Here is a 24,662-nt window from a genome sequence, read left to right on the forward strand (position 1 = left end):
TATCTAAACGTTAAAAAAATGATAATATCGCTAAATATCTCTGTGTAATGCCCTCCCAATTTCTGGTGCTATTTTCTCGCCATAAATCTCTATAGATCGCAACATTTCTTTATGTCCAGGGGCACCTACATCCATATGAGCAGAGAAACGTGTCAGCTTAAATTTCTCCTGAATCTGCAAGATTTTATCTACAGCATAATTAGCATCTCCAACAATCAGGTGGCCTCTGGAAGACCTTCCGAAATCATATTGCGTGCGTTGATATGGAGGCCAGCCTCGACTTGCCCCTATACGATCCATCTGTGCGGAATAAATCGGATAGTAATAATCTGCTACCTGAGTGCTGTTGTCGCCAAAAAATGCATGCATGTGTACTCCAACTTGAAAATTAGCCATATCATGACCATTATCCTCATACGCTTGGCGATACATGTCAAATAGATGATCGAAACTTTCATACATACCACCAATGATAGCAAACATGACAGGTAAACCCAATTTTCCTGCACGGATAACAGAAGAAGTTGTGCCCCCGACGGCAACCCAAATTGGCAGTGATCCGTTCTTAGGCCGTGGGAAAACTTCTTGATTGATTAGAGGAGCTCTAAAATTTCCACGCCATGTGATTGGATTTTGCTTATTCAAGCTAAGCAAAAGCGCTAACTTCTCTTCAAATAACTCGGAATAATCTTTTAGATCATAACCAAATAAGGGAAAGGATTCGATGAAAGATCCCCTCCCGGCCATTAGCTCGGCCCTTCCATCTGACAACAGATCAACTGCAGCGAAATCCTGAAATAATTTGACAGGATCAGCAGAACTCAATACCGAAACTGCACTACCCAATTTAATATTCTTGGTCACGGTAGAAGCCGCCGCCAAGACTATCTCTGGTGCCGCTACTGCATAATCTGCGCGATGATGTTCTCCTATTCCAAAGAAATCTAAGCCCACTTGATCCATGAGTTTGATTTCTTCAATAATTTCCTTCATTCGGTCTTGTGCTGCCTGGATTTTACCCGTAACTGGATCTATCCGAGAGTCACCAAACATTCCTATTCCTAATTCCATAATTGTCTATTTAAATTCTAAATCAAAATTAAGCCCTTCATAATTTAATTAAATTGATGTAGGACAAGAAATACGAAGAGCATCAAAGCTTTTACCTTCCTTAAAACTATAAAGACCGTTGGTAGCGTACTACCACCGTAGCAAGGAGCTTGCGTATATTAAGGCTGCTCCATTAAAATAGTGCGACAGTATTCTTCGCTACCTGTTCTGCATTTCCACTAAAATGATGTCCGCCAGAAAGGTATACTTTGCTAAAATTCCTAAGGGTTACCTTCTTTACAGCAAAGTCGGCTTCATCGTCACCAAGAATAACACTCGTTTTCACGCCATCCATTCTGTTGATTTCCGACACGACATCAAGACTTCGTTTTGCATTACTCCGCCCCAAAATATCTGCAATATGGATCTCAAGATCAGTCGACCCCGAAGGTTCCAAAAGTACTACACTTTTAAGGTTTTTTTTAACGGCAAGATCCAAGCGATTAATAATAAAAGGAACTGCATCCGCACCGAATGAATAACCAACCACAAAAAGGCGGGTATTATGTCGTCCTCCAAGCAAATTTTTAAGCGTGCTTGACACATCCGTAGCAATTTCATTTGGACTTTTTTTCTTCCAGAAATAGCTTTTTGAATCGATAGCAGCCACCGTATATCCCGCTCCAGCAATCAGCTCACAGAGTTTATTTGAAAACGAATTGAACCCGCCATCTCCACTCAGATAGAGAACCAAAGGTAGTACAGCTTTATTATTCCAATATTTCATGTCAATCAAACGTTGTTGAGCAAAAGCATGAAACGCTATGCTTCCAATTATAAATAAAGTGGCTAATTTTTTCATCTGTATGAGCTCTATATAAAGCTATTCATTTGGCTTCATTACTTTTATCAGTGCTGCGGGAAGTTGTATGAGATCAAAATCGTTATCAAATACAAGGTATTTATTTTCCCAAAATGTCGCATATTTTTCTTTAAAATCGCGCAGGCTATGATAATGTTTGAAATTACCTAATCGCTTTGAGGCAAATTTCATAATTTTCTCTGCGGGGCTCTCCGTCGCTCCTAAACCCGTCATTGGTACCATGCCCAAATTTAAATACACGTATTTTCTGGCTTTCGCATAGGCAATAAGTTCAACGATCAACGCATCCATACTTCCACCTGGAGCTTCCGAAGACTTTCGAATCATATCATAGGTACACTCATCTTTTGCATAGTCAGGAATAATATTGAGAAAAGCAACGACTCGACTTGCTTCATTTTTCAGAACAATAATATCCTGTGAGACAATACCTTCCCCGTCGAACATACCCTGTGAAAAAACCATTTCCTTTTTATCAAATGCTTTCAACCACTCATCGGAGATCGCTTTCAATTGATCTATAATTTCCTTGTTATGCGGTGCTGTCAACACTTCTGTGGTAAACCCCTTTTTATGAATTGCATTCAGTCCGTTACGCAATGACTTACGCTCCTTACCCTCCAGCTTAAATACCTCGAGTTCTAATACTGCCTCCTGTCCAATTGTAATCTTCTGTTTGCGAAGGGAAGAAAAGTGGACCAAGCTATTTTCATCAACACGATAATAAATGGCTTTCAATCCATTTGCATAGCAATATGCATCAAATTCCCGAATCAACTCTTCCTTATCCCCTTGTTCACACACAGGTTCATCCAATACAATTGCAAATTCGTTAGCCAAGCGGTAAGCCGTAAATCCTTCTGAAATTTCCGAAAAAAATAGGCTCTTATCTTTTCCGAGTTTAAAAAAATCCATCGGAGACTGTCCAAATTCGAGCAGCAGCCGCTCCGCACGCTCAAATTCAGATTGGTTCGCGTCCTCATCTGCTAGAAGACGGGGGCGTGCTAACGCATAGATCAAGAGAAACCAGCAAAAAAGGCCAAGTACCTGAGTGATCCGCAAGAGTTCTTGACCAAAGTTTGTTTGTGGCATCAGTTCATCGTCGGCAAACAATAAGAAGCTTCTTGCGGTATGGTAAATGGATTGTCCCCACGTAAAATCGACCCCGAAATGTTGCTTATCAATAAAGTAAAAGCTCAGCACATCAAATAGGCATATGGCCAAGAGAGCAACAAAAAATGTGATAAACCCAATGCGCATCCATCGAATATTACTTTTAATGCGATATTGCTTATAGCTCATCGCCAATAAAACCAAGGTCAATAAAGCCACCGAAGCTTCTTCGTAGTCCAGGGCTTTAAAGACATGCCCCAAAAGGGATAGTGCGCTGAATACTACAGCTATCCAAAATGCAATACGGAAGCCTTTAATCAAATAGGCCGAAGTGACCAGTAAACCCAATCCCAACACTAATACCATAAATTTAGATGCGTGAATTGCTTCCAGCGGCAAATAAAATCGATCAAGTTTCATACGATCGGCCAACGGTGGTGTCAGTACGGAGACGAGGTTCACCACGCCCAAAAAGAAAATAAGCAAGGCAGGTCCAATCCTCGCCAGCAATTGCTTGCCACGCCATGCAAAAGCCAAAAGTCCCAAAATTAAGGGTAGCCAAAATTCGAATGCCCGATAGAGGATAGTGATGCCTAAACCCTCTGCCTGGGAATAGCCATATGCTTTAAAAATATATAACATGGTTAGTTCGACAGCCCCAAGCCCGCGCAAGAAAGGAGAAACGATCATTAATACAACTGATACAGTGTAAGCAATAGCCGCAGCTTCAAAGGAATGATCCAAACCTAGGGCATACATACTTACAAATGCATGTGCTATACCGCAAAATTCCACCACCATGGAGGCGATCATAGTCCCCAACAGATACTTCAGCTTGACTTCTCCGGAAAATATTTCATCAATATTGGAAGAAACAGCAGGAAACTTTGATTCTACCCAGTTGTAGATCCCTCTGTGGGTTCTAAAAGACCAGACTATCCAAAATACAATACCCAACAGCAATCCTAAAATCACCAGTGAAATCCAGGCATCGTCAAAATTTTTGTTGTGCCAGATTGTGTATAATATTACGGGTACGCCAATTATAAAGACAGTCAATAAACCAACATAACCATAAAGAGCGCCAGCCTGATGAATTTGAGTGGTATTTAAATTTCTTTTCCGCAACTGAGTCGTTGTGTAGGCAAGCGAACTAATTCCACCCGCGGGCAAAAACACACTGAGTAAATTGCGCTTTAAGAAAAGATCAATTGCAATGCGCAGATTAATGGAAAGACCAATAGCCTTAAAACTCTGTACATACATCAATCCCTGGAGCACAATATAGATGATGGTTATGGCCACCCCCACGGATACCCAGGTTAAATTGGCCGCACGCAATTGCGGAATAATTGCAGCAAGCTCTTTTCGCTCATTTCTAAAAAATACAAAGGCTAATAAGATTACCAAAACAGCTATTAGTTCCTTCCAATAGGTTTTTGGTGAAAAATGTCGAATCTGTTGAGCAATAGTTTTGACCATATAGTTGTTTAATGGTGGATAACCTTACATATTTTATAAACACTGAATAAAGCTAATCGTTTGAAAATGACTAATTGTTAATTTTTCGTCAATTCTTTTCACATTAATCAGTAATTTTCCAGCATGAAAGAGAAAAAGGTTTTGTTCATCGGACTTGTGTGGCCAGAGCCAACATCTTCTGCGGCGGGCTTTCGCATGATGCAATTGATTGAAACATTCCATGCAAGCTCCTACCAGATTACATTTGCTTCGGCCGCGGCCAAATCACCCTATAGCGCCTTTTTGCAATCTCTGGGGATACAAGAACAGACAATTGTGCTTAATAGCAGCAGCTTTGATGATTTTATTACGCAGCTTCAGCCTGACATTGTTGTATTTGATCGTTTTATGGTCGAAGAGCAATATGGCTGGCGTGTTGCTCAGCAATGTCCCAACGCACTTCGTGTACTTGATACAGAAGATTTACATTTCTTGCGCCAAGCAAGACAGACATCTGTTAAGAGTAAAGATAATTTTTCCTTTCAAGCATTATTTACCGATACCGCCAAACGAGAACTTGCCGCCATACTGCGGAGTGATCTCTCATTGATTATCTCCGAATCTGAAATGAAGATTCTTATCGAAGAATTTCGAATTTCACCGGATATCCTTTATTATCTTCCGTTCCTTGAGAAGGAGATCACTCCCTCTGAGGTGGCACAATGGAAGCCTTTCAAAGAACGCAAGAATTTATTATTTATTGGGAATTTCATTCATGAACCCAACTGGCATACCGTGCAATATCTAAAAACACAAATATGGCCACAGTTAAGAAAGATGCTTCCTAAAGCGGAATTACACATCTATGGGGCCTATGCGACGCAGAAAGTACTACAGTTAAACAATCCAAAAGAGCAATTCTTGATTAAGGGGCGGGCAGAATCTGCTCGTGTTACTATGGAAAACTACCGGGTCCTCCTCGCACCGATTCAATTTGGTGCAGGTGTAAAAGGGAAATTTATTGACGCCATGCAGACCGGCACTCCATCGGTCACGACGACTATCGGAGCAGAAGCCATGAAGGGAAATTTGGACTGGAATGGTTTTATAGAAGATGATCCCGAAACATTTTGTGTCAAAACTGTTGAGCTATATGAAAACAAAAAGATTTGGTATACTGCTCAGGAAAATGGCATCCGAATCATCAACGAACGGTATGAAAAACGAAAGTACCAAGATGACTTTATGACAAATCTATCCTTATTAAAGGCGCAGATTGACAAACATCGTCAACAAAATTTTATTAGTCAGATTTTATTACACCACACGATGCAGAGCACAAAATATATGTCACTATGGATTGAGGAAAAAAACAAATAGATCTTTATTGGACTTCACGCCACCAAGGTGGATATACGCTATCCAATCTATTAAAATACACCAATTGTCCTATTTTAGGCGTAAGCAGATTGATATTTTCTTCATCAGCTATTTCGTAAAATTTCTCCATCGGTTCTTTCCAATCGTGCATAGCCAAAGCGAATTTCGAAGAATGTACGGGTAAAATAGCTTGGGCCTTCAAATCCTTCGTTTCCGCAGCCCATTCATCTGGTAAAGAATGGATATAATGCCAAGCATCGTTATACTGCCCACTTTCTAAGATTGCTAAATCAAATGGCCCGAATTGATCACCTATTTTTTTGAAATGCTTGCCATAGCCACTATCGCCACCCAAGAAAATAGTATACTTGGAGGTCTTTAACACAAAGGATGTCCACAAGGTATTATTCCGTGTGATTCTTCGCCCCGAGAAGTGCCTCGCTGGGGTAAAGGTGACCTGAAAATTAGGTCCTAGTTGTATGCGGTCGTACCAATCACCCTCTATAACCTGATCAGCATTATACCCCCAAGATTCAATATGTGCTCCAACACCAAGACCACAAATAACCTGGCCAACTTTATTGCTCAATTTCGCAACGGTCTCATAGTCCAAGTGATCATAATGATCATGCGTGATAAACAAATAGTCGATTTTAGGAAAAAGCATCGTTGCATAGTCAACCGACATCTTAAAGGGATTATTGCTACCTGGCATAGGGGAAGCATTTTCGCTAAAAACAGGATCCACTAATATTAGTTTTCCATCTAATTTTAACAGATATGAGGAGTGGCCGAACCAGATAAGAACATCGTCTGGAGGGAGATTTTCTAAATCGCAGGCAACAACAGGCAACACATCGATAGGTTTCAAGTGGGGATTTTTATTGAAAAGGAAATCCCAAAACAAAGCGACTACATTGACATCGCTTTTCAACGATGGCGTTACTTCAAGATTATGAAAAGTACCATTTTTAAAATTTGGAGACTGTTTCATCCGGTCCAGTCGAGCACCCTTGAAACTTCCACCAAAGATAGGATGGATAAAATAATAAAGTACGCCGCTGATAAGGATAATCAATAGCGTCGCTAATATAATCCACCCAATCGTTCTCATTAGAAATTATTCTTCCACATCATGGATTCGACCGGACGGATTGTCTTACCGTTATATTTTGCATTACCTTTGGTATTATAAAATGTTTCGATCTCCCCCTCTACCGCAAAATAGATTAACTGTCCTATAGGCATCCCAGCATAAACGCGGACCGGTTGAGCTACCGAAATTTCCAATGTCCAGGTATTGCAGAAACCGACGTCGCCCTTTCCTGCGGTTGCATGGATATCAATCCCTAAGCGACCAGTACTCGATTTACCCTCTAAAAAAGGGACATGCTTATGCGTCTCGGTATATTCTTGTGTAACACCTAAATAGAGCGTATTGGGTTCTAAAACGAATCCCTCTTCAGGAATTTCAAAATGTTGAATTTCATTGTGCTTTTTTGCATCCAGTACACGGTCTGCGTACGTTGCCAAATATTTTCCCAAATGTACATCGTATGAATTTGTGCCCAAACACTTACGATCAAATGGTTGAATGACAATACTGCCATTTTCAATCTCTTCGAGAATTCTTTTATCAGATAAAATCATGTATTTCAAAATAGCAAAGGCATCAGGCCATGCTATACAAATTCAAAAATACAGTTCTCCCACTAATTTTACTTCATTTTTCAAAACAAAAATCTGCGATTTGTTTTTAAATTTGGACATGAGTCTAGTATATCTACGTGAAATTGATAGCCAAACCAAATTTGCTATTTGGCGAATTGAAGAATCTGACGATGATTTGATGTCGAAGCTTCAGTTGGATGAACGTGAAAAAGCAATTTTGGGTTCCTTCAATATTGGAAAAAGAAGGCTCCACTGGCTTGCAACACGTGTGTTATTGCGAACGCTATTAAATACATCCCGCTATATTGAATGTCCTTCCGATCCGAATGGCAAACCTTATCTCGCTAATTTTCCTCAGAAAATATCACTTTCGCACTCATTTGACTATGCGGCTGCAATGATCAGTACAAAGGGAGAGGTTGGGATCGATATGGAAATCATCAACACAAAAGTAGAGCGCATCCAACACAAATTTCTAAAACCTGAAGAGCTCGCTTTCATCACCCGTGATGAGAACCAATATGAGCAACTTTATGCATGCTGGTGTGCCAAAGAGGCTATTTACAAACTTCAAGGGAATGCGGGTGTTTCTTTCCTGAACAACATGACCATACAACCATTCACCTATCAATCGCAAGGTATGTTAAAACTTGAACTAGACAGCAATCAAAAGAAGCATATTTATGATGTGTATTACGAAAAATTCAATGCGTATATGCTTGCTTATGCTGTGGAATAGGACATTTAAAAAAATAATTTTTCTCAATTTCAATGAATTAGCTTTCTAACTGCACTTTTTTTTTGCGCTTTTTGAAAAAGCTTCTATATTTGCATCATCGAAAACGATATGGCCCGTTCGTCTAGGGGTTAGGACGCAAGATTTTCATTCTTGAAACAGGGGTTCGATTCCCCTACGGGCTACAAAAAGCGACTCCCAAGGAGTCGCTTTTTTAGTTTATTCACTTATCTTCCCAATGCCATTCCTGTTTAAACAACTGGGATCCTTTTAAAAATCCATTAATCCATGTGGACTGTGGATTATATGCTGTTAACTAAATCTATACCTTATCGCAAACAAGCAATAACCTAACTTCGTAAACGAAGGTGTAAGGTAAGATGAACTTAACCAGCTTCAACATAATCATGAAATAGTAGATATGAAACAGTAATGACCGATCGGAGAAAAGTTCTATTTGAAACTGATTGAGAAGAATTTAGCAGTACAAATTTAAAACGATCGGTCAAAACGCTAACTCTTTAAAATTTTCGCTTTCTCTGTATCAAATTCTTCTTGATTGATAATGCCTGCGTCTAATAAATCCTTCAGATCAAATAGCGCCTGCTTTTTTTGTGTCATATCCATTCCTGCAGGCCTTTCAGGTACTACCTTTTTACTGGCACTGACCGGCCCATCCCCCACAGCATTGGTTTGCGCACCGAAATCAATCAGTAATGCGGTTATTTCGTTATAACCCTGCATATTGGAATAATCTATTGCTTTCTGTTCCAAAACATTCGCTATATCCGTCACCGCCCCGTTGGACAAGAGATACCGCAACACATCTTTTTTACCATAAGCAGCAGCGTAATGAAGCGCGGTGTTACCTGCTGCATCCTGTTTATCGATCGTTGCGCCACTATCCAAAAGCTGTTTGACCAAAGATAGGTAGCCCATTTTTGTGGCCGTATGTAATAATGTCTCCCCCGCATAATGTGGTTCAAATCCGAGTATAAATGTACGGCCGCCTGTCCTAGCAATTAACTTCTCCAAATATTGTCCATCCTTTCCGTCAAATGAATCCACGGGACGCGCATAATCCGCAGACAGACCTTTTTCTAAAAATAAAGCAATCAACTCTTTTTGATTGCTATTACAGACATACCATACTGGAGAAATGCCCTCGGCAGATTCAGCAAAAATATCACTTCCCTGCTCCAACAATTTTTGGGCAAGAATACGATTGCCATTTTTTACTGCAAGCAGTAAAGGGCCCTCGCTTATGTCATTGAGTATATTGACAGACGCACCATTATCCAACAACATGTTCACAATAGGAACAGAGCCCAAAGCCACTGCCAAATTTAAAGCTGTGTTGCCTTCTTTGTCTGTTGTGTCTACACGAGCGCCATTTTCAACAAGCAACTGTACTACAGGTGGATATTTTGCTTGGACAGCCAATAGTAAGGGGGATTCAGCGCTGTTATTTAAAGCATTTACATCCAAGCCATGTGTAATCAGTTTTTCCACCATTTCCTGTTGCCCTGTGCGCGCTGCGATATGAAGCAAGCTATTCCCCAAAAAATCATTGATTAAAATATTGGCATCATTGTCCAATAAATAGACTGCCGTTTGCTTTTGCTTTTGTAACAGGGCAAAATACAAAGGGGTTTCACCCCGATGATCTTCGTAGTCCAAGGTAGCACCTGCCTCAACTAACTTTTTCACCAAATCTAGATACCCCCGATGCGCAGCATAATGCAATGCTGTACGCCCCATTTCATCGGTGTAAGATACATCCACTTGATGCTTTTCCAGTAATATCTCCGCTATCTTACGTTTCCCACTTTCACAAGCAATTATAAATGATTGAGACATAACTCTTTTCTATACTTATTTATTGTTTTAATAACCATTCGACCGTCTTTATCTTAAGATTATCCTCCATAGCGTAATCAACAGCCTTTTTATCCAATCTATTTTCTGATTGAGGGTCTATCCCCTCACCAACAAGATATTTCACCTTTTTGTAAAGCTCACGGGCTTTATTTTCATCATGATTGAGATGTTCTTGACAAACCTTATGCAATAACGTATTACCCTCATTATCCATATAATTTAGATCTAAAAATCCTTTGTCCACAATTTCTTGTATAACCAAAAGAGACTTTTCTGCCAGCCAATCAACTCCTGTTTTTTCTCTCTGGTACCACATGGAGGCTGCCGTCAGATCAGCACCGTGTTCCAAAAGCACGACTAGAACGGTTAGATTAGTCTCACTGTCGGTATGCATTCTGCGAAGGAATGCATTGAGCAAGTTTTCACCTTGCTTATCGGCGCTATGAAAATCTGGCTTTCCATAATTGAAGAGAGTCAGCAGTAAATCTGGATTAAAGTGCCTAATCGCGGCATAATGAAAAGCACTTTCCCCATGCCAATCCTTTAAGCCTGGGTCTGCTCCAGCATCCAGTAACTTAACTACAGCGTCAGTTTTCAAGGTATCAACAGCCATATGTAACGCTGTCTTCTGTTCAACATTGGCGATATTCGGATCTAAGCCCTCCGCTAACAACCAATCGACAAGCTCGCTAATACGCTCGTTGGGCTGCATACGTAAACTACACACTTTAAAAAGCAATGTTTGTCCATATTTGTCCATTCGCTGCAAGTCAGCACCTGCCTCATAAATAAGTTTTAAGAAAGGCATTGCCACATTTTCCTGCACAGCATATTCCAATAAGGTACTACCGTCCACTTCTTCATCAATATCATCAACCTGAGCCAAATAACTTTTGATCCAATTTAAATGGATGTCAAGTTGTGCTTCGGATGTTAACTGAGGCTTAAATAAGGTATTGATCACAGATGTGCTCAAACGATCGTAATCGTATAGATCAGTTGAGATTAGCCCCTTGTGTAAAAACCGATCTAGGATTTCATAATGTTGAGATCGAATCAATTGGCTCACTAAACTATTCAATTCGTACCCCTGAAACTCAATTCTGCTGTCTGCTGCTGCGACAATCTGTTCCATCTCTGCAATTTCATCTTTGCGCGAAAATTCAGCAAGTGCTCTTAGTTCGTTATTTGTCATTTTTTTTACTGGTGTTAATCTAAACACGAAACCAACATGGTTCAATTAAAAACGATTTAACAAAAAAAATAGTATGAATACCATTTAATATAAGCTACGGAATCAGTATAAAGCTGTAACCTAAAAGGATAATAAAAAATTGCTTTATGCCGTTACTCAAAATTGGGTGTCCTTTTCGCTAAAAATGCAGAAATACCTTCTTTGAAATCTTCTGTACCGAATAAATGTCCAAAGGCATCCATTTCAACTTTGCTTCCATTTTGTTGTTTATCTTCTGCAGCGTTAATTGCAGCTATTGCATTTGCTACTGCAACGCGAGAGCGCGTAAATATCTTTTGAAGTATTTCCTCCGCTCGGGCAATGAGTTTATCCTGTACGACCACCTCGTTTACCAATCCTATTTCATAAGCCTGCTGAGCGTCAATCATATCACCCGTTAAAATTAGTTGCATGGCTCGTCCTTTTCCGATTAATTTGGGTAAACGTTGTGTACCGCCATAACCTGGAATTAAGCCCAACGAAACCTCTGGAAGACCCATTTTAGCATTCTCAGAAGCTATACGCATGTGACAGGCCAAAGCGAGTTCAAGCCCTCCGCCTAGGGCATACCCATTGATAGCAGCAATAACTGGCTTTGGAGAGTCCTCAATAAGATCCGAAAAAATAATATGCCCCCTTTCACTCAGCCATCGCGCCTGAATAACAGACAAATCCAAAAATTCCTTGATATCTGCTCCTGCTGCAAATGCTTTGTTTCCAGCGCCAGTCAGGATTATACCTCGTACTTGATCGTCGGAATTGAAATGTTTGAAAAGATCTTGTAAATCATCCAGTGTTTGCTGATTCAAGGCGTTCAGCTGCGGTTCGCGATTAATAAAGATATAGCCTATACTATCTTTAATAGCGTATTTTAAACTTGAATATTGAACCATATTGCTAAAAATTAAAATGTAAAGATGCCGTAAAAGTATCTGAAGGTACGCCTTCGCCACCTCTATAGCTTAATCTCTTTTTATACTCTAATCTAATCAATTTAAAGATATTATCTACCCCCACAAGCCCTTCCACATAAGGTTTGTTACGGAATGCCTTTGTTTGAATAATGCCTTCTTTATCTGCCTCAAATTGAATATTTTCGGGAGTAACAAATGGATTGTTTGCATCACTCAGCTTTCCATAAAAAGCCTTAAACCCTGTAACTTCACGCCACTTTAACCTTCTGAACAGGGGAATTCTATTGAAAAAGAAACCGTTCCAATTGTGATAATAAGTTAGCTTCAAAAACTGGTCGGAAGCAAATTCCGAAGTCGCCATCAGATCAAAGTTCACCAAAGGTCCCTGCTTATCTTTTGTGACCTCTGGAAGTTCAAGCAAGGTATAAGGCAGGTGCTTACCCCAAATTCTTCCTCCTGAAAATTCGAGATCGGCCTGACCTGCCGGAGATAAGAATAATCGTTTAAAAATACTGAACCGCAATGCATCATACCTATAATCAGCTCCCCAAAAGCCTTTCAAACCTTTGTTATATTGCAGGGTAAAGATGGGGTACTTATTTTCTACAGTACCCCTGTCTAAATTATGATAGGTAAATTCTTCATTTGGAGCCCAGCGTAAAATCAGCTGCAGATCATTTGTATTTACCTGGCGAACTGTATCGGGCAAAGGTAGACTATTGATATAAAACAAATCACCACGGGGCTGTCTTCGGGTGTGCGTAAATGCCGTTCCGACGCTAACATGATTCCCAAATTCGATCAGATGATCTACGCGATAGATGTCATTAAATTGCCATTTGTTAGGCCTATTTCTCCCAAAAGAACGGAAGAATCCATCGCCTTTCAAGAAGCCCAAGCCCCGCCCTGGTTCCATCACATCATGTTGTACAGTAAAGCGTAAATAATTTGCAGGAAACTGAACAATACGTTCACCATTCAACGTAAAGGCCGTACTCAAGTAATATTTAAGTTCTTTATCTTTATCTCCATAAGCAGTATACCCTTCAATATAAGCTTTTTCGGAGAATAAACGAGTTGTTCGACCACTTAAGCGGAACCGATTACCTTCATAATTATTACGGCTGTATAGATATTCAAGAGGTCCAAATTCAACTTTCCCAGCATTATAATAGCCCTTTGCCAGTAAATAACCTAATGCAACCAACTGATTAAAAGATCGCATATTTTGTACCGAATCAACTTTTTGGTAGGCCCCTAATTCCGCATGGCTTAAGGGACTCGGTCTAATCCGTACTAGGGGCACTTGTGCAGCAGATTTGAGAAGATACCTTTTTTCAATAGGTACTCCGGCAAAATTCTCACTCGAAATTGAATCCGTACGATGTCCTAGGTATTGGGATTCTCTGCGTCCATATAATACATCGGACTTACTACCGCCAAATAACATTTTCAGATCTGCATGAACAGGGAGCATACCACCATTTTTAAATTCGCGATAGTTCAGCTCTATCTGTACGTCATTTATCCAATTGATGTTTGCGGCACGTCCTATATTCAATGTCGCGCGATGGACCGCATATCTCGTATCATCCGAGATCAGGAGATCACCGTAGAAAAGCAAATCAATAGCAGATTTGCCTTCAAAATGGAGTGCTATATAATCCTGACCATCGATTTGAATTGTATCTTTGATCTGATAGTTATAAAATGCCGTTGCACCAGTAGCAATTGGGCTCAACACACCTTTGTTAGTGATCTGAATCGTATTATCATAGAGATCAACATCACGGAGTATCGTCTGAAACCGGGTTTGCCAATTATCATTGTTAAAAAAGCGTGGATTTAATTCTGTTTGATTGTGGCTAATGATAATTTTCTTACTTCGGTCTGGATTATGTGATGAATAGACATTTGCATAGTTTTCCTCCAGATAGAATGGCGCGATTGTGAGCCCCCGGAAAGCAGTAGAGTCAACATTCTCAAAAAGAAACCGAAATGGTTTTGGAAATTTCTTGGCTTTATCTTCCGGATTGACAAAGCCAAATTGTGTTTTCTCGTATTCGTCGAAACGAATTTCAGGAATACGGGTGTAATGGTTCTGGGGACGGTTTGCTATCACCTTTTCAATCAAGGCGATGGCAGGATCTTTGAATTTTTTATTTTTTCTACTGACGACAACCTCCTCTAACATATTATTAGAGGCTACTAAACGAACTGTCAAAATCGAATCTTGCAGTCGGCGAACATCAATTGTCCTGCGTTCATAACCCACTGCACCGAAGATTAACTGGCGATACTTCTTAATGTCCTGAATTTTAAAATTTCCAAGCGTATCACTACTACCTCCTCGATCTTCCCCAAGCCAGTTAATTGAGACTCTTGCGATACCTTTTCCTGTATGCGCATCCACTACCTTTCCACGAATAAATTCCTGCGCAATTACCCGCCCTCCTATAAAGAGGAATAATAATACACCGAAAAAATGAATAGAAAAAGATTTAACACACACTTTAAACACCATCTGCAAATTGATAGGATTTCTTTTTTACAATATACAATTTGTATGCAAGAGTTATACCAATAAAAGTAAAAAAAGCACAGCGAATCGCCATGCTTAATAAACAACAAGTATTCTAACAGAAATCTTCACTTTTAATCCACGTAATCGCAATGCTGATTACTAAAAGTCGCTATGCGCATTTAAAACATGTATGTTGAATAAAAACTTTATATTAATTTTAAAAGATAATCTGGATATACTCCAATTATAATTGTAAGCACGACTGCAAGGAATAGTACAAGTGAATAATTCCACTGCACATTGACACAAGATTCCTCACTATCCCTAAAGTACATCGCAACAACAACCTTTAAGTAGTAATATACGGCTATTGCAGCGTTAACGACGGCTAGCACGAGCAATACAATATGATAGTTCTCCATAACAGAAGAAAACATCATAAATTTACCAATAAATCCGGCAGTCAAAGGTATACCGGCAAGAGAAAGCATGGCAACTGTAATTGCAAATGCCAGCATGGGATTACGTTTGCCCAAGCCATTGAACGCTTCAAAATGCTCGGAACCTGTTGTCTTTTTGACAAGGATCAATCCCGTAAAAGCAACAATCGTTGCCAGCGAATAAGCAAGACCATACGCAAAGATGCTATTGGCTGACGTGGCACCCGCGGCTACAATCGCAAACAACATATAACCTGCATGAGAAACACTCGAATAGGCAAGCATTCGTTTGAAAGAAGACTGCATCAACGCTGAAATATTTCCAACAAATAAGGTGAGAATGGCAATCACTAAAAATACGGGTGTCCAAAAATCTTGTAAAGGCAATAGACTATAACTGAATAAACGCAATAATCCAGCAAAAGATGCTACCTTAACAACTGTACTCATATAACTTGTAATCAAAATCGGAGCCCCGTCGTAAACATCGGGTGTCCAGAAATGGAATGGAACAGCTCCAACTTTGAAAGTCAGCCCTACGATTAGAAATAATATTCCGCCATAAAATAAAGGTGAAATCGCCTGAGGATTATTAACAACATATTCTTTCACTGCACTTAGATCAAATGAGCCTGTTGCTCCGTATAGAAGCGCAATTCCAAACAAAAGAAAACCGGTTGAAAAAGCACCCATAATAAAATACTTTAGCGCAGCTTCATTTGATGCTTTATCTCTTTTACGTATTCCGACCAAAATATAAAGTGCTACTGACATAATTTCAATGCCTAAAAAGAGCATCGAAAAATTATGATAACTATTTACAAGAACAGCTCCTGTGAGGGAAAATATTAGTAGTGAATAATATTCCGCGACTTGTCCCTCTTGGTCAAAATACCCTTTTGAAACAACAAAGATACATAAGGTAACGGCAATACATAAGATTGAAAAAACAATAGCATAATGGTCAAAATGAACCATCCCGCTGTAAAGAGGACCGCTGGTAGAATTCCAGTCGTACCATAGAAAACCGATAGCGACAAGAAATCCAAGGATAGAAACAGGCAGTTGCATAGATTTTACCTTGAATAAGCCAAGATAAAGGACCACCAATGCTAATATCGAAAGTGTAATTATTGCACCCATACAATTAAATAAATCTATTATCTGCCTAAAAATGTACTTAAAACTTCCACCGAACTTGCAGAAAGGTTCAATAGGAAATTTGGGAATATACCAATATAAAGAATTAAGGCGGAGACTATCGTTAACACGACAAGCTCGGTACTTTTCACATCTTCAAATTGTTTGGTTCTTTCGGTCGCTTCCCCTAACATGGTCTTTTGATAAAGTCTAAGGATATATACTGCCCCAAGAATTAAGGTTAAACCTGCAAACACAGCAAACCAAAATCCATATTGAAAAACGCCTTTCAATAACAAAAACTCGCCAACAAACCCGTTTGTAAGAGGCAGCCCAACTGCTCCCATACAAATAATCATAAAGAATATCGCCAAACGTGGCGCCTTGCTTGCTATTCCGCCGAGCTCAGAAAGACTACGTGTCTGTGTGCGCTGCTGTATAATATCCAACACATAAAAAAGCCCGATCACCGAAATACCGTGATTTAACATTTGAATAGTTGCTCCACTCAGGCCATTGGTATTCCATGTGAAGACACCAGCACTAATTAAGCCAACGTGGGCTATTGATGAATAGGCGATCAATCGCTTCACATCATCTTGTTTAATGGCAATAATGGAAGCATAAACGATCCCAATTACACATAAGATCATCGCAAAATGACCATATAGTGCAACGCCAGCAGGCGCAATAGGCAGCAGCCAACGCATTAAACCGTAAACCCCCATTTTGAGCATAATACCTGCCAGCAACATTGTACCTGCTGCAGGCGCATTAGTATAGGTGTTAGGTTGCCAAGTATGAAAAGGGAAAATAGGAATTTTAATAGCGAAAGCGATAAAAAATGCCCAAAATAACCACCGCTGTGTATTTTCCCCTAAATCTAATGCGATAAACGAAGTCCACTCAAAATCACGGTTAGGTACTTGTTGATAGAGATAAAGAATCGCAATCAGCATCAAAAGACTACCCAAAAACGTATAGATGAAGAATTTCAAGTTGACACGAATGCGATCTCCTTCGCCCCAAAGTGCACAGATAAAGTAGATCGGGATCAAGGCAATTTCCCAACCCACATAAAAACTAAAAGCGTCCAAGGCCATAAATACCAGCAACAATCCTGCTTGCATAAAAGCCATTAGTGCATAGAAACTTCCTTTATAATCCTTCTTAAAGGTTGTGGCAATAATTAAAGGCATCAGCCCATTCGTCAATAATATCAACGGCAAGCTAATTCCGTCAACGCCGATATGAAAATGAATATGCAACGAAGAAATCCATAGCCAATTTTGTTCAAATTGCATCCCTCCATTCGCGTCAAAAGCATAAAGGAAAGGAATCGTCAACGCCAAAGATATCAATGATAAAATCAAGGCAATAGACTTGGCAGCATTGGTCTTTAATAAAGTTAGCATCAATGCGCTTATTAACGGCAATAAAATAAGTAAAAACAAGTTATCCATCGATTATACCAAAAATTAAAGACTCAACAATCCATAGATGAAAATGGCAATCACCCCAATTACCATCATCAATAAATAAAAACCAACATTACCATTCTGGAGCAAACGCAATACTTTTCCTGTATCAAATGTTGCTTTACCGGCACCATTAACAACGCCATCAATCCCACGTTGATCCACGACATTCCCAAAGAAAGCCGAAAGCCAATTGATTGGACGTACAATGAGGCTATCATAAAGTTCATCCACGTAAAACTTATGGTAAGAAAGATTGCCCAAGAAACCACGCGTACCTTCGCCCTCTTCCGGTAGCTGTTGTCTTTTAACGTATTTATTAAAAGCCAAAGCAACCATAATCAATACCCCAACTACCGAAACACCCATTAGTAAATATTCAGTACTGTGTTCCAAATGATGAGTTGCAGGCATTATCGCTTTTCCCTCTGAGAATACTGGCGCCAGGAAATCCTCAAGCCAATGATTGCCCCCCAAAACAGCGGGTAAATTGATCACACCCCCTATCACCGAAAGTACAGCCAGCACAATGAGTGGTGTGGTCATACTCTTTGGAGATTCATGCAGATGATGCCTTTGCTCTTCCGTACCACGGAAAGTTCCAAAAAATGTCATAAATAACATCCTAAACATATAGAATGCTGTCATTAATGCGCCGATAAACCCTAAACCCCAAAGGACTGGACTTGACGTGAAAGCTCCAGCCAATATTTCGTCTTTGGAGAAGAAACCAGAGAATGGTGGAATTCCTGAAATCGCGATTGTTCCCATCAACATCGTTAAATAAGTAATTGGCATAGCGCTCTTTAGTCCTCCCATTTTACTCATATCTTGTTCCTCACTCATACCATGTATGACAGATCCCGCCCCAAGGAAAAGCAATGCTTTAAAAAAGGCATGTGTCAATACGTGGAAAAATGCTCCTGTAAATGCACCTACACCAAGGCCAAGAAACATATAGCCCAATTGCGAAACGGTGGAATAAGCTAATACTTTCTTAATATCATTTTGCGTTAGTGCAATCGCAGCAGCTAGCAGGGCAGTACAAATAGCGATGACAGTAATGAGTTGTAAGGTGAACGGTGAAAGGATAAATAATATATTGGAACGTGCAATCATATAAATACCCGCCGTAACCATGGTCGCCGCATGGATCAGCGCTGATACCGGCGTTGGTCCAGCCATGGCATCCGGCAACCAAGTAAACAAAGGTATTTGCGCAGATTTACCTGTTGCGGCAATAAACAACAAAATAGTAATGCTAATGACTGTGATATCACCAACAGCAAAATTCTTAGCCGCAGGAAATACAGTCGAAAATTCCAAGGATCCAAAAGTTCCAAGGATTAAAAATACCGCAAGTAAAAAACCTAAATCACCTATTCTATTCATCACAAATGCTTTTTTGGCCGCATTTGCATACGAACTATTCTTATACCAAAAGCCGATCAATAAATAAGAACATAGCCCTACACCTTCCCAGCCGATGAACATGACCAGGTAATTGGATCCCAATACCAATAGCAACATAAAAAAGATAAAGAGATTCAAATAGGCGAAGAACTTACCAAATCCATGATCATGATGCATATAACCGATGGAGTATACATGGATAAGAAAACCGATTCCTGTAACGATCAGCAGCATGATGGCACTTAGTGGGTCTACTAAAAAGGACAGACCGATCTTGAGATTGCCCACCGCAATCCAGTCAAATACATGTTGTTCAATAATACCTGCTTGTCCAGCTTGTCTCGCTTGATAGACTTCGGAGAAAAGAATACAGCTGCATACAAAAGAAATAAGCACTACAGCGCTGCCAACAGCACCTATCATACCTTTGGATAAGGCATTCCTACCCAATCCGTTCACAATAAACCCGATTAAGGGCAAAAGGGGAATCAACCAAACTAATTCACTCATCGTATTTATTTCTTAAGTTCTACCAACGCAGTTTATTTAAGGAATCGATATCCACAGACTTCGTATTCCGATATACCATAATAATAATCGCTAGGCCTACGGCAACTTCTGCCGCTGCCAACGCCATGATAAAAAAGACAAAGACCTGTCCGGATGAATCGCCATGCTGTACAGAAAATGCTGCTAAAAGAAGATTGACCGCATTCAGCATCAATTCAATAGACATCATGATAATGATGACGTTACGGCGAATAAGAACACCAATAACACCAATAGCAAAAATAATCGAGCAGAAAATCAAGTAATGATTTATTGGCACCCCTTGCAACTGTTGAACAACTGTTTCCATTAGATTTGTTTAGGTTCTTTCTTAGCTAATAATATCGCTCCGATCATTGCTGTCAATAACAATAGCGACGATAACTCAAATGGGAGCAAAAATTCGTTAAACAACACTTTACCCAAATTCTTGACCAATCCGATCTCTGGATTTACGACGGTCAGTGGATTTGAAATATCGAATACACGATACACGCCGAAAAAAGTCACCAGTAAGCAACAGCCTGCGATAACGCCCATAAATTTAACTAAATTGGATTTCATGGGCTCGGTATCCTTATTGAGGTTGAGCAACATCAGTACAAATAGAAACAAAACCATAATGGCCCCCATATACACAATGAAATTCACTACAGCCAAAAACTGGGCATTCAAAAGAATATAATGTATGGTAAATGTGAAAAACGTAATCACCAAATACAATACACTGTGTACAGGATTTTTGGTAAAAATGGTCATTAGCGCAAAGAAAATAGACAAGAAGGCTACAAAATAAAATACGGTCATAATTTCCTGGTTTAGCTCTTTAATTTGGTAATATCAAATGTCGGTTCAACCAATTTGTCTTTTCCATAGATAAAATCCTTACGGCGATAATCTGCGGTCACATGGGGACCGTCCAAATAGATCGCTTCTTTTGGGCAGGCCTCTTCACATAGGCCACAGAAAATACAGCGCAACATATTGATTTCATATACTGACGCATATTTTTCCTCGCGATAAAGGTGCTCCTCCCCTTTTTTACGCTCAGCAGCGGTCATAGTGATCGCCTCCGCAGGACAGGATAAGGCACACAATCCACAGGCTGTACAACGTTCGCGCCCCTCTTCATCACGTTTGAGCGAGTGCTGCCCTCTAAAATTTTTCGAATAAGGTCTTATTTCCTCAGGATATTTAACGGTTGGTATTTTTTTAAAAAAATGCCTTAATGTAATTCGCAAACCTTTTACAATAGCCGGAAAGTAGATTCTTTCGGCGAATGTCATTGGTTTTTGTTCAATTACTTTTTTACGATTGGTAAGTTGCATAAAAGTCCTTTCTTATGAGAAATACGTGTCTTTAATCAATGTAAATACACCTGTAAGTACGATATTGGCAATCGCCAATGGGATCAGCATTTTCCAGCCCAGATTCATCAGTTGATCATAGCGGAAGCGAGGCAATGTCCAGCGCACCCACATAAAGAAAAAGATAAACAAAAATATCTTGATAAAGAATACAACTACCCCGATGATCGTGATCATATTGGCAGACAATCCCAGATCATTCATAAAAGGGAAATTATAACCACCAAAATAGAGTGAAGCCATAAGTGCCGAGGAGACAAACATATTGATGTATTCGGAGAACATATAGAGCCCCAATTTCATGGAAGAATACTCCGTATGATAACCACCAACAAGCTCGGTCTCACATTCGGGTAAGTCAAAAGGGACTCGGTTACACTCAGCAAAGGCACACACCATAAAAATAATAAAACCTAACGGCTGAGCCCAAATATTCCAATTGACAAAACCAGATTGTTGCGCAACGATTTCCTTCAGGGAGAGGCTTTGTGTCACCATCAATAAAGCGATTATCGAAAGCCCCATGGCAATTTCATAACTGATGCTCTGTGATGCTGCACGAATAGCACCCATCAAAGAAAACTTATTATTCGACGCCCAGCCGCCCAACATAATTCCATATACACCCAATGCTATGACACCAAACATATACAGAATACCGACATTAACATCAGTAACCTGCAAGGAAATTATCCGATCTCCAATCTGCAACTCCTGTCCCCAAGGGATCACGGCAGAACTTATACAGGCAGTTATAATGGCTATCGTAGGGCCTACTATAAAAAGTACTTTATGCGCACCTGCCGGGATAATTTCCTCCTTAAAAAAGAATTTTCCCCCATCGCAAAGGGGTTGCAAAATTCCAAAAATACCAGCACGATCAGGACCATAACGATCCTGCATAAAACCGGCAATTTTACGTTCTGCTAGCGTAGAATACATCGCAATTAACAACGTAACTACGAAGATGATAAACACCAGTATTAATTTTTCGATGACAAAAGACCACTCCATATTCGTGATTATTTCAATTTTTCTGTTCTAGCTAACTGTTCGCGATTTTTTTCCTGCAGTACAGGATTTTCCTTAACGACTTTTGGCGGATTAAATAACTCATAGTGATTAGCTGAGATAACCGAATGTGGGTCTATTTCTGTTGGTTCCTCCAATATCCAATCACTTGTTTTTTTCTGATCATAGCGGCAGGTATTACAAATAAACTCTTCCACTTCGCCAAATTCATCCTTTCGCGCGGTCACCCGAATAACCTCTTCCCCTTTATACCATAACGTTACCTTACCAGAACAAGTGGGGCAATTGCGATGTGCATCAACCGGTTTGGTAAACCATACTCTATTTTTAAATCTGAAGGTTTTATCCGTCAGAGCGCCCACAGGACAGACATCAATGACATTCCCAGAAAAATCATTATCAATCACATTTTCGATATAAGTAGAGATTTCTGAATGATCACCTCGCCCTAAGATACCATGTACACGCTGATCGGTTAACTGATTGGCAACATACACACAACGGTAGCATAAGATACAGCGATTCATATGCAATTGGATTTTATCACCCAGATCGATACGTTCAAAAGTCCGCCGGTCGAATTCGTAACGCGTATGCGCACTGCCGTGTTCGTAACTTAGATCTTGCAATTTACATTCACCTGCCTGATCACAGATTGGACAGTCCAAAGGATGATTAATCAATAGGATTTCAACAACCCCCTTTCTTGCTTCTATTACTTCAGGAGAGGTTATATTTTGTACTTCCATCCCGTCCATCACCGTTGTACGGCAAGATGCAACCAATTTTGGCATAGGCCGAGGATCTTTTTCCGATCCCTTGGATACCTTTACCAAGCATGTACGGCACTTACCACCACTTCCCTCCAATTTGGAGTAGTAACACATTGCTGGAGGGACAATATCACCACCGATCTGTCTCGCAGCATTCAATATGCTTGTCCCAGGAGCAACCTCTACAGGTATACCATCGATGGTGACCTTAAACTTTACATCTTCCGCTTCTGCCATGATATAATTTATTTAGCGTTACAGCTTCTATTATGATACTATTGGTTGTAAAGGATCAGCATAATGTGCCAGTCCATAATTCCGTGTTTGTGACTCTTTCGGATGAAGGATATGCCATTCAAATTCATCCCTAAAGTGTCTTATTGCTGCTGCCACAGGCCATGCCGCAGCATCACCAAGTGGACAGATTGTATTTCCTTCAATTTTTCGCTGCACATCCCACAGCAAATCAATGTCTGACATCGAGCCATGGCCGCTCTCGATCTTATGCAGCACCTTCTCCATCCAACCCGTTCCTTCACGACAAGGCGAACACTGACCACAGCTTTCATGATGATAGAATCGCGCAAAGTTCCACGTATTGCGTACCACGCATTGATCCTCATCAAATACGATGAAACCACCGGATCCAAGCATTGTACCCGTCTGGAAGCCACCATCCGCCAATGACTCATAAGTCATCAATCGACTATTTCCAGCGGCAGTTTTCAAAATTAAGTTGGCTGGTAAAATAGGGACCGAAGAGCCCCCAGCTACGACAGCCTTCATCCGTTTCCCATTGGCAATACCACCACAATATTCGTCTGAAAAAATAAACTCTTCCACAGGCAGACCAAGTTCAATTTCATAGACACCTGGTTTTACAATATTTCCGCTCGCAGAAATCAACTTTGTTCCTGTACTACGTTCTATACCGATCTTCGCATACTCATCGCCACCCAAATTTATAATGGGAACCGTCGCTGCGATTGACTCCACATTATTCACCACGGTGGGGCAATTATATAAGCCAGCAATTGCGGGAAAAGGAGGTTTTATACGTGGGTTACCTCGTTTCCCTTCTAAGGACTCTAATAAAGCCGTTTCCTCACCGCAGATATAGGCTCCGCCGCCCGGCTGAACATAGATTTCTAGATCATACCCCGAACCTAAAATATTTTTACCCAAAAACCCTTTTTCCTTAGCTTCAGCAATAGCACGCTCCAGAATTCTGATCTGTGGCATCATCTCTCCACGCACATAGATATACGACGTGTGAGCCCCCAAAGCGAAGCTAGATACAATCATTCCCTCAATGAGCGCATGTGGAATATGTGTCATTAAATAACGGTCTTTGAATGTCCCTGGTTCAGACTCGTCCGCATTACAGACCAAATAGCGCGGCACCCCCTCAGGTTTGGCCAAAAAGGACCATTTCATTCCCGTTGGAAAACCAGCTCCCCCACGGCCACGTAATCCAGACTTCTTAACCTCTTCGACAACGTCCTCAGGAGACATTGTCTTTAATACTTTTTCAACAGCAACATAACCACCTTTTTGCCGATAGACCTCAAAGGTATTGATGCCCGGAACATCGATATGAGTCAACAAAAGTTTACGTGCCAT

Annotated in this window: 20 protein-coding genes and 1 tRNA gene; 3 read left to right on the top strand and 18 right to left on the bottom strand. The window is 40.3% G+C overall.

Annotated features, from left to right (window positions below; genetic code table 11):
* Positions 1-30: 30 nt before the first annotated feature.
* The 3 genes from B2107_RS18930 to B2107_RS18940 all read right to left on the bottom strand — a co-directional run bounded on the left by B2107_RS18930 (position 31) and on the right by B2107_RS18940 (position 4,528).
* Entirely contained in the window at positions 31-1,071 is a 1,041-nt protein-coding gene (locus tag B2107_RS18930; RefSeq protein WP_293957285.1) for an Atu2307/SP_0267 family LLM class monooxygenase, read from the bottom strand.
* A gap of 172 nt (positions 1,072-1,243) precedes the next feature.
* Positions 1,244-1,912, bottom strand: coding sequence for an AcvB/VirJ family lysyl-phosphatidylglycerol hydrolase (locus tag B2107_RS18935; RefSeq protein ID WP_293957286.1), 669 nt, complete (start codon positions 1,910-1,912; stop codon positions 1,244-1,246).
* A 21-nt stretch (positions 1,913-1,933) separates the two neighbouring features.
* On the bottom strand, positions 1,934-4,528 hold the full coding sequence (locus tag B2107_RS18940; protein WP_293957287.1) for a phosphatidylglycerol lysyltransferase domain-containing protein: 2,595 nt from the start codon (positions 4,526-4,528) through the stop codon (positions 1,934-1,936).
* Positions 4,529-4,651: 123 nt separating this feature from the next.
* Here B2107_RS18940 and B2107_RS18945 point away from each other — a divergent pair, with 123 nt between their 5' ends.
* Positions 4,652-5,887 (top strand): glycosyltransferase, encoded by a 1,236-nt coding sequence (locus B2107_RS18945; RefSeq protein WP_293957288.1) that lies wholly within the window; start codon positions 4,652-4,654, stop codon positions 5,885-5,887.
* 4 nt (positions 5,888-5,891) lie between these two features.
* Here the strand turns inward: B2107_RS18945 and B2107_RS18950 are convergent, their stop codons facing one another.
* A complete protein-coding gene (locus tag B2107_RS18950; protein WP_293957289.1) occupies positions 5,892-7,001 on the bottom strand; it encodes an MBL fold metallo-hydrolase in 1,110 nt (369 codons plus the stop codon).
* Entirely contained in the window at positions 7,001-7,537 is a 537-nt protein-coding gene (dcd, locus tag B2107_RS18955) for a dCTP deaminase (RefSeq protein ID WP_209578319.1), read from the bottom strand. Before dcd ends, B2107_RS18950 begins: the two co-directional genes overlap by 1 nt.
* 118 nt (positions 7,538-7,655) lie before the next feature.
* Here dcd and B2107_RS18960 point away from each other — a divergent pair, with 118 nt between their 5' ends.
* Both B2107_RS18960 and B2107_RS18965 read left to right on the top strand, forming a co-directional pair.
* The gene (locus B2107_RS18960) at positions 7,656-8,297 is read left to right on the top strand and encodes a 4'-phosphopantetheinyl transferase family protein (RefSeq protein WP_293957290.1); all 642 of its coding nucleotides are present in this window, start codon (positions 7,656-7,658) and stop codon (positions 8,295-8,297) included.
* Positions 8,298-8,407: 110 nt separating this feature from the next.
* A tRNA-Glu gene (locus B2107_RS18965) sits at positions 8,408-8,479 on the top strand.
* Positions 8,480-8,807: 328 nt separating this feature from the next.
* Here the strand turns inward: B2107_RS18965 and B2107_RS18970 are convergent.
* From B2107_RS18970 to nuoF, 13 genes are all read right to left on the bottom strand, one after another.
* Positions 8,808-10,154: an ankyrin repeat domain-containing protein gene (locus B2107_RS18970; RefSeq protein WP_293957291.1), complete on the bottom strand. Its 1,347-nt coding sequence runs from the start codon at positions 10,152-10,154 to the stop codon at positions 8,808-8,810.
* A 19-nt stretch (positions 10,155-10,173) separates the two neighbouring features.
* A complete protein-coding gene (locus B2107_RS18975) occupies positions 10,174-11,370 on the bottom strand; it encodes an ankyrin repeat domain-containing protein (RefSeq protein ID WP_293957292.1) in 1,197 nt (398 codons plus the stop codon).
* Between the two features lie 152 nt (positions 11,371-11,522).
* Entirely contained in the window at positions 11,523-12,302 is a 780-nt protein-coding gene (locus tag B2107_RS18980; protein ID WP_293957293.1) for an enoyl-CoA hydratase/isomerase family protein, read from the bottom strand.
* Positions 12,303-12,306: 4 nt separating this feature from the next.
* On the bottom strand, positions 12,307-14,847 hold the full coding sequence (locus tag B2107_RS18985; protein WP_293957294.1) for a DUF5686 family protein: 2,541 nt from the start codon (positions 14,845-14,847) through the stop codon (positions 12,307-12,309).
* A gap of 206 nt (positions 14,848-15,053) precedes the next feature.
* Positions 15,054-16,430, bottom strand: coding sequence for an NADH-quinone oxidoreductase subunit N (locus tag B2107_RS18990; RefSeq protein ID WP_293957295.1), 1,377 nt, complete (start codon positions 16,428-16,430; stop codon positions 15,054-15,056).
* A gap of 17 nt (positions 16,431-16,447) precedes the next feature.
* Entirely contained in the window at positions 16,448-17,890 is a 1,443-nt protein-coding gene (locus B2107_RS18995) for a complex I subunit 4 family protein (protein ID WP_293957296.1), read from the bottom strand.
* A gap of 15 nt (positions 17,891-17,905) precedes the next feature.
* Complete coding sequence (gene nuoL, locus B2107_RS19000) at positions 17,906-19,828, bottom strand: NADH-quinone oxidoreductase subunit L (protein ID WP_293957297.1); 1,923 nt, start codon at positions 19,826-19,828, stop codon at positions 17,906-17,908.
* Positions 19,829-19,847: 19 nt separating this feature from the next.
* Positions 19,848-20,177: an NADH-quinone oxidoreductase subunit NuoK gene (nuoK, locus tag B2107_RS19005; protein WP_209578304.1), complete on the bottom strand. Its 330-nt coding sequence runs from the start codon at positions 20,175-20,177 to the stop codon at positions 19,848-19,850.
* Positions 20,177-20,674, bottom strand: coding sequence for an NADH-quinone oxidoreductase subunit J (locus B2107_RS19010; RefSeq protein WP_209578303.1), 498 nt, complete (start codon positions 20,672-20,674; stop codon positions 20,177-20,179). Before B2107_RS19010 ends, nuoK begins: the two co-directional genes overlap by 1 nt.
* A gap of 11 nt (positions 20,675-20,685) precedes the next feature.
* Positions 20,686-21,195 (bottom strand): NuoI/complex I 23 kDa subunit family protein, encoded by a 510-nt coding sequence (locus B2107_RS19015; RefSeq protein ID WP_293957298.1) that lies wholly within the window; start codon positions 21,193-21,195, stop codon positions 20,686-20,688.
* A gap of 12 nt (positions 21,196-21,207) precedes the next feature.
* Positions 21,208-22,248 (bottom strand): NADH-quinone oxidoreductase subunit NuoH, encoded by a 1,041-nt coding sequence (gene nuoH, locus B2107_RS19020; protein WP_293957299.1) that lies wholly within the window; start codon positions 22,246-22,248, stop codon positions 21,208-21,210.
* An 8-nt stretch (positions 22,249-22,256) separates the two neighbouring features.
* Positions 22,257-23,276, bottom strand: a complete 1,020-nt coding sequence (locus tag B2107_RS19025; RefSeq protein WP_293957300.1) for a 2Fe-2S iron-sulfur cluster-binding protein — start codon at positions 23,274-23,276, stop codon at positions 22,257-22,259.
* Positions 23,277-23,306: 30 nt separating this feature from the next.
* Positions 23,307-24,662: an NADH-quinone oxidoreductase subunit NuoF gene (nuoF, locus tag B2107_RS19030; protein ID WP_293957301.1), complete on the bottom strand. Its 1,356-nt coding sequence runs from the start codon at positions 24,660-24,662 to the stop codon at positions 23,307-23,309.

This window comes from Sphingobacterium sp. UBA7855, from assembly GCA_002500745.1.
Lineage (GTDB): Bacteria > Bacteroidota > Bacteroidia > Sphingobacteriales > Sphingobacteriaceae > Sphingobacterium.

Coding starts and splice junctions, on each gene's coding strand:
- B2107_RS18975 (WP_293957292.1), bottom strand. CDS start 11,370: ATGACAAATAACGAACTAAGAGCACTTGCTGAATTTTCGCGCAAAGAT.
- B2107_RS18960 (WP_293957290.1), top strand. CDS start 7,656: ATGAGTCTAGTATATCTACGTGAAATTGATAGCCAAACCAAATTTGCT.
- B2107_RS18940 (WP_293957287.1), bottom strand. CDS start 4,528: ATGGTCAAAACTATTGCTCAACAGATTCGACATTTTTCACCAAAAACC.
- B2107_RS18980 (WP_293957293.1), bottom strand. CDS start 12,302: ATGGTTCAATATTCAAGTTTAAAATACGCTATTAAAGATAGTATAGGC.
- B2107_RS18950 (WP_293957289.1), bottom strand. CDS start 7,001: ATGAGAACGATTGGGTGGATTATATTAGCGACGCTATTGATTATCCTT.
- nuoK (WP_209578304.1), bottom strand. CDS start 20,177: ATGGAAACAGTTGTTCAACAGTTGCAAGGGGTGCCAATAAATCATTAC.
- B2107_RS18930 (WP_293957285.1), bottom strand. CDS start 1,071: ATGGAATTAGGAATAGGAATGTTTGGTGACTCTCGGATAGATCCAGTT.
- nuoL (WP_293957297.1), bottom strand. CDS start 19,828: ATGAGTGAATTAGTTTGGTTGATTCCCCTTTTGCCCTTAATCGGGTTT.
- dcd (WP_209578319.1), bottom strand. CDS start 7,537: ATGATTTTATCTGATAAAAGAATTCTCGAAGAGATTGAAAATGGCAGT.
- nuoF (WP_293957301.1), bottom strand. CDS start 24,662: ATGGCACGTAAACTTTTGTTGACTCATATCGATGTTCCGGGCATCAAT.
- B2107_RS19010 (WP_209578303.1), bottom strand. CDS start 20,674: ATGACCGTATTTTATTTTGTAGCCTTCTTGTCTATTTTCTTTGCGCTA.
- B2107_RS18990 (WP_293957295.1), bottom strand. CDS start 16,430: ATGGGTGCAATAATTACACTTTCGATATTAGCATTGGTGGTCCTTTAT.
- B2107_RS18935 (WP_293957286.1), bottom strand. CDS start 1,912: ATGAAAAAATTAGCCACTTTATTTATAATTGGAAGCATAGCGTTTCAT.
- B2107_RS18945 (WP_293957288.1), top strand. CDS start 4,652: ATGAAAGAGAAAAAGGTTTTGTTCATCGGACTTGTGTGGCCAGAGCCA.
- B2107_RS18995 (WP_293957296.1), bottom strand. CDS start 17,890: ATGGATAACTTGTTTTTACTTATTTTATTGCCGTTAATAAGCGCATTG.
- B2107_RS19025 (WP_293957300.1), bottom strand. CDS start 23,276: ATGGCAGAAGCGGAAGATGTAAAGTTTAAGGTCACCATCGATGGTATA.
- B2107_RS18970 (WP_293957291.1), bottom strand. CDS start 10,154: ATGTCTCAATCATTTATAATTGCTTGTGAAAGTGGGAAACGTAAGATA.
- nuoH (WP_293957299.1), bottom strand. CDS start 22,248: ATGGAGTGGTCTTTTGTCATCGAAAAATTAATACTGGTGTTTATCATC.
- B2107_RS18985 (WP_293957294.1), bottom strand. CDS start 14,847: ATGGTGTTTAAAGTGTGTGTTAAATCTTTTTCTATTCATTTTTTCGGT.
- B2107_RS19015 (WP_293957298.1), bottom strand. CDS start 21,195: ATGCAACTTACCAATCGTAAAAAAGTAATTGAACAAAAACCAATGACA.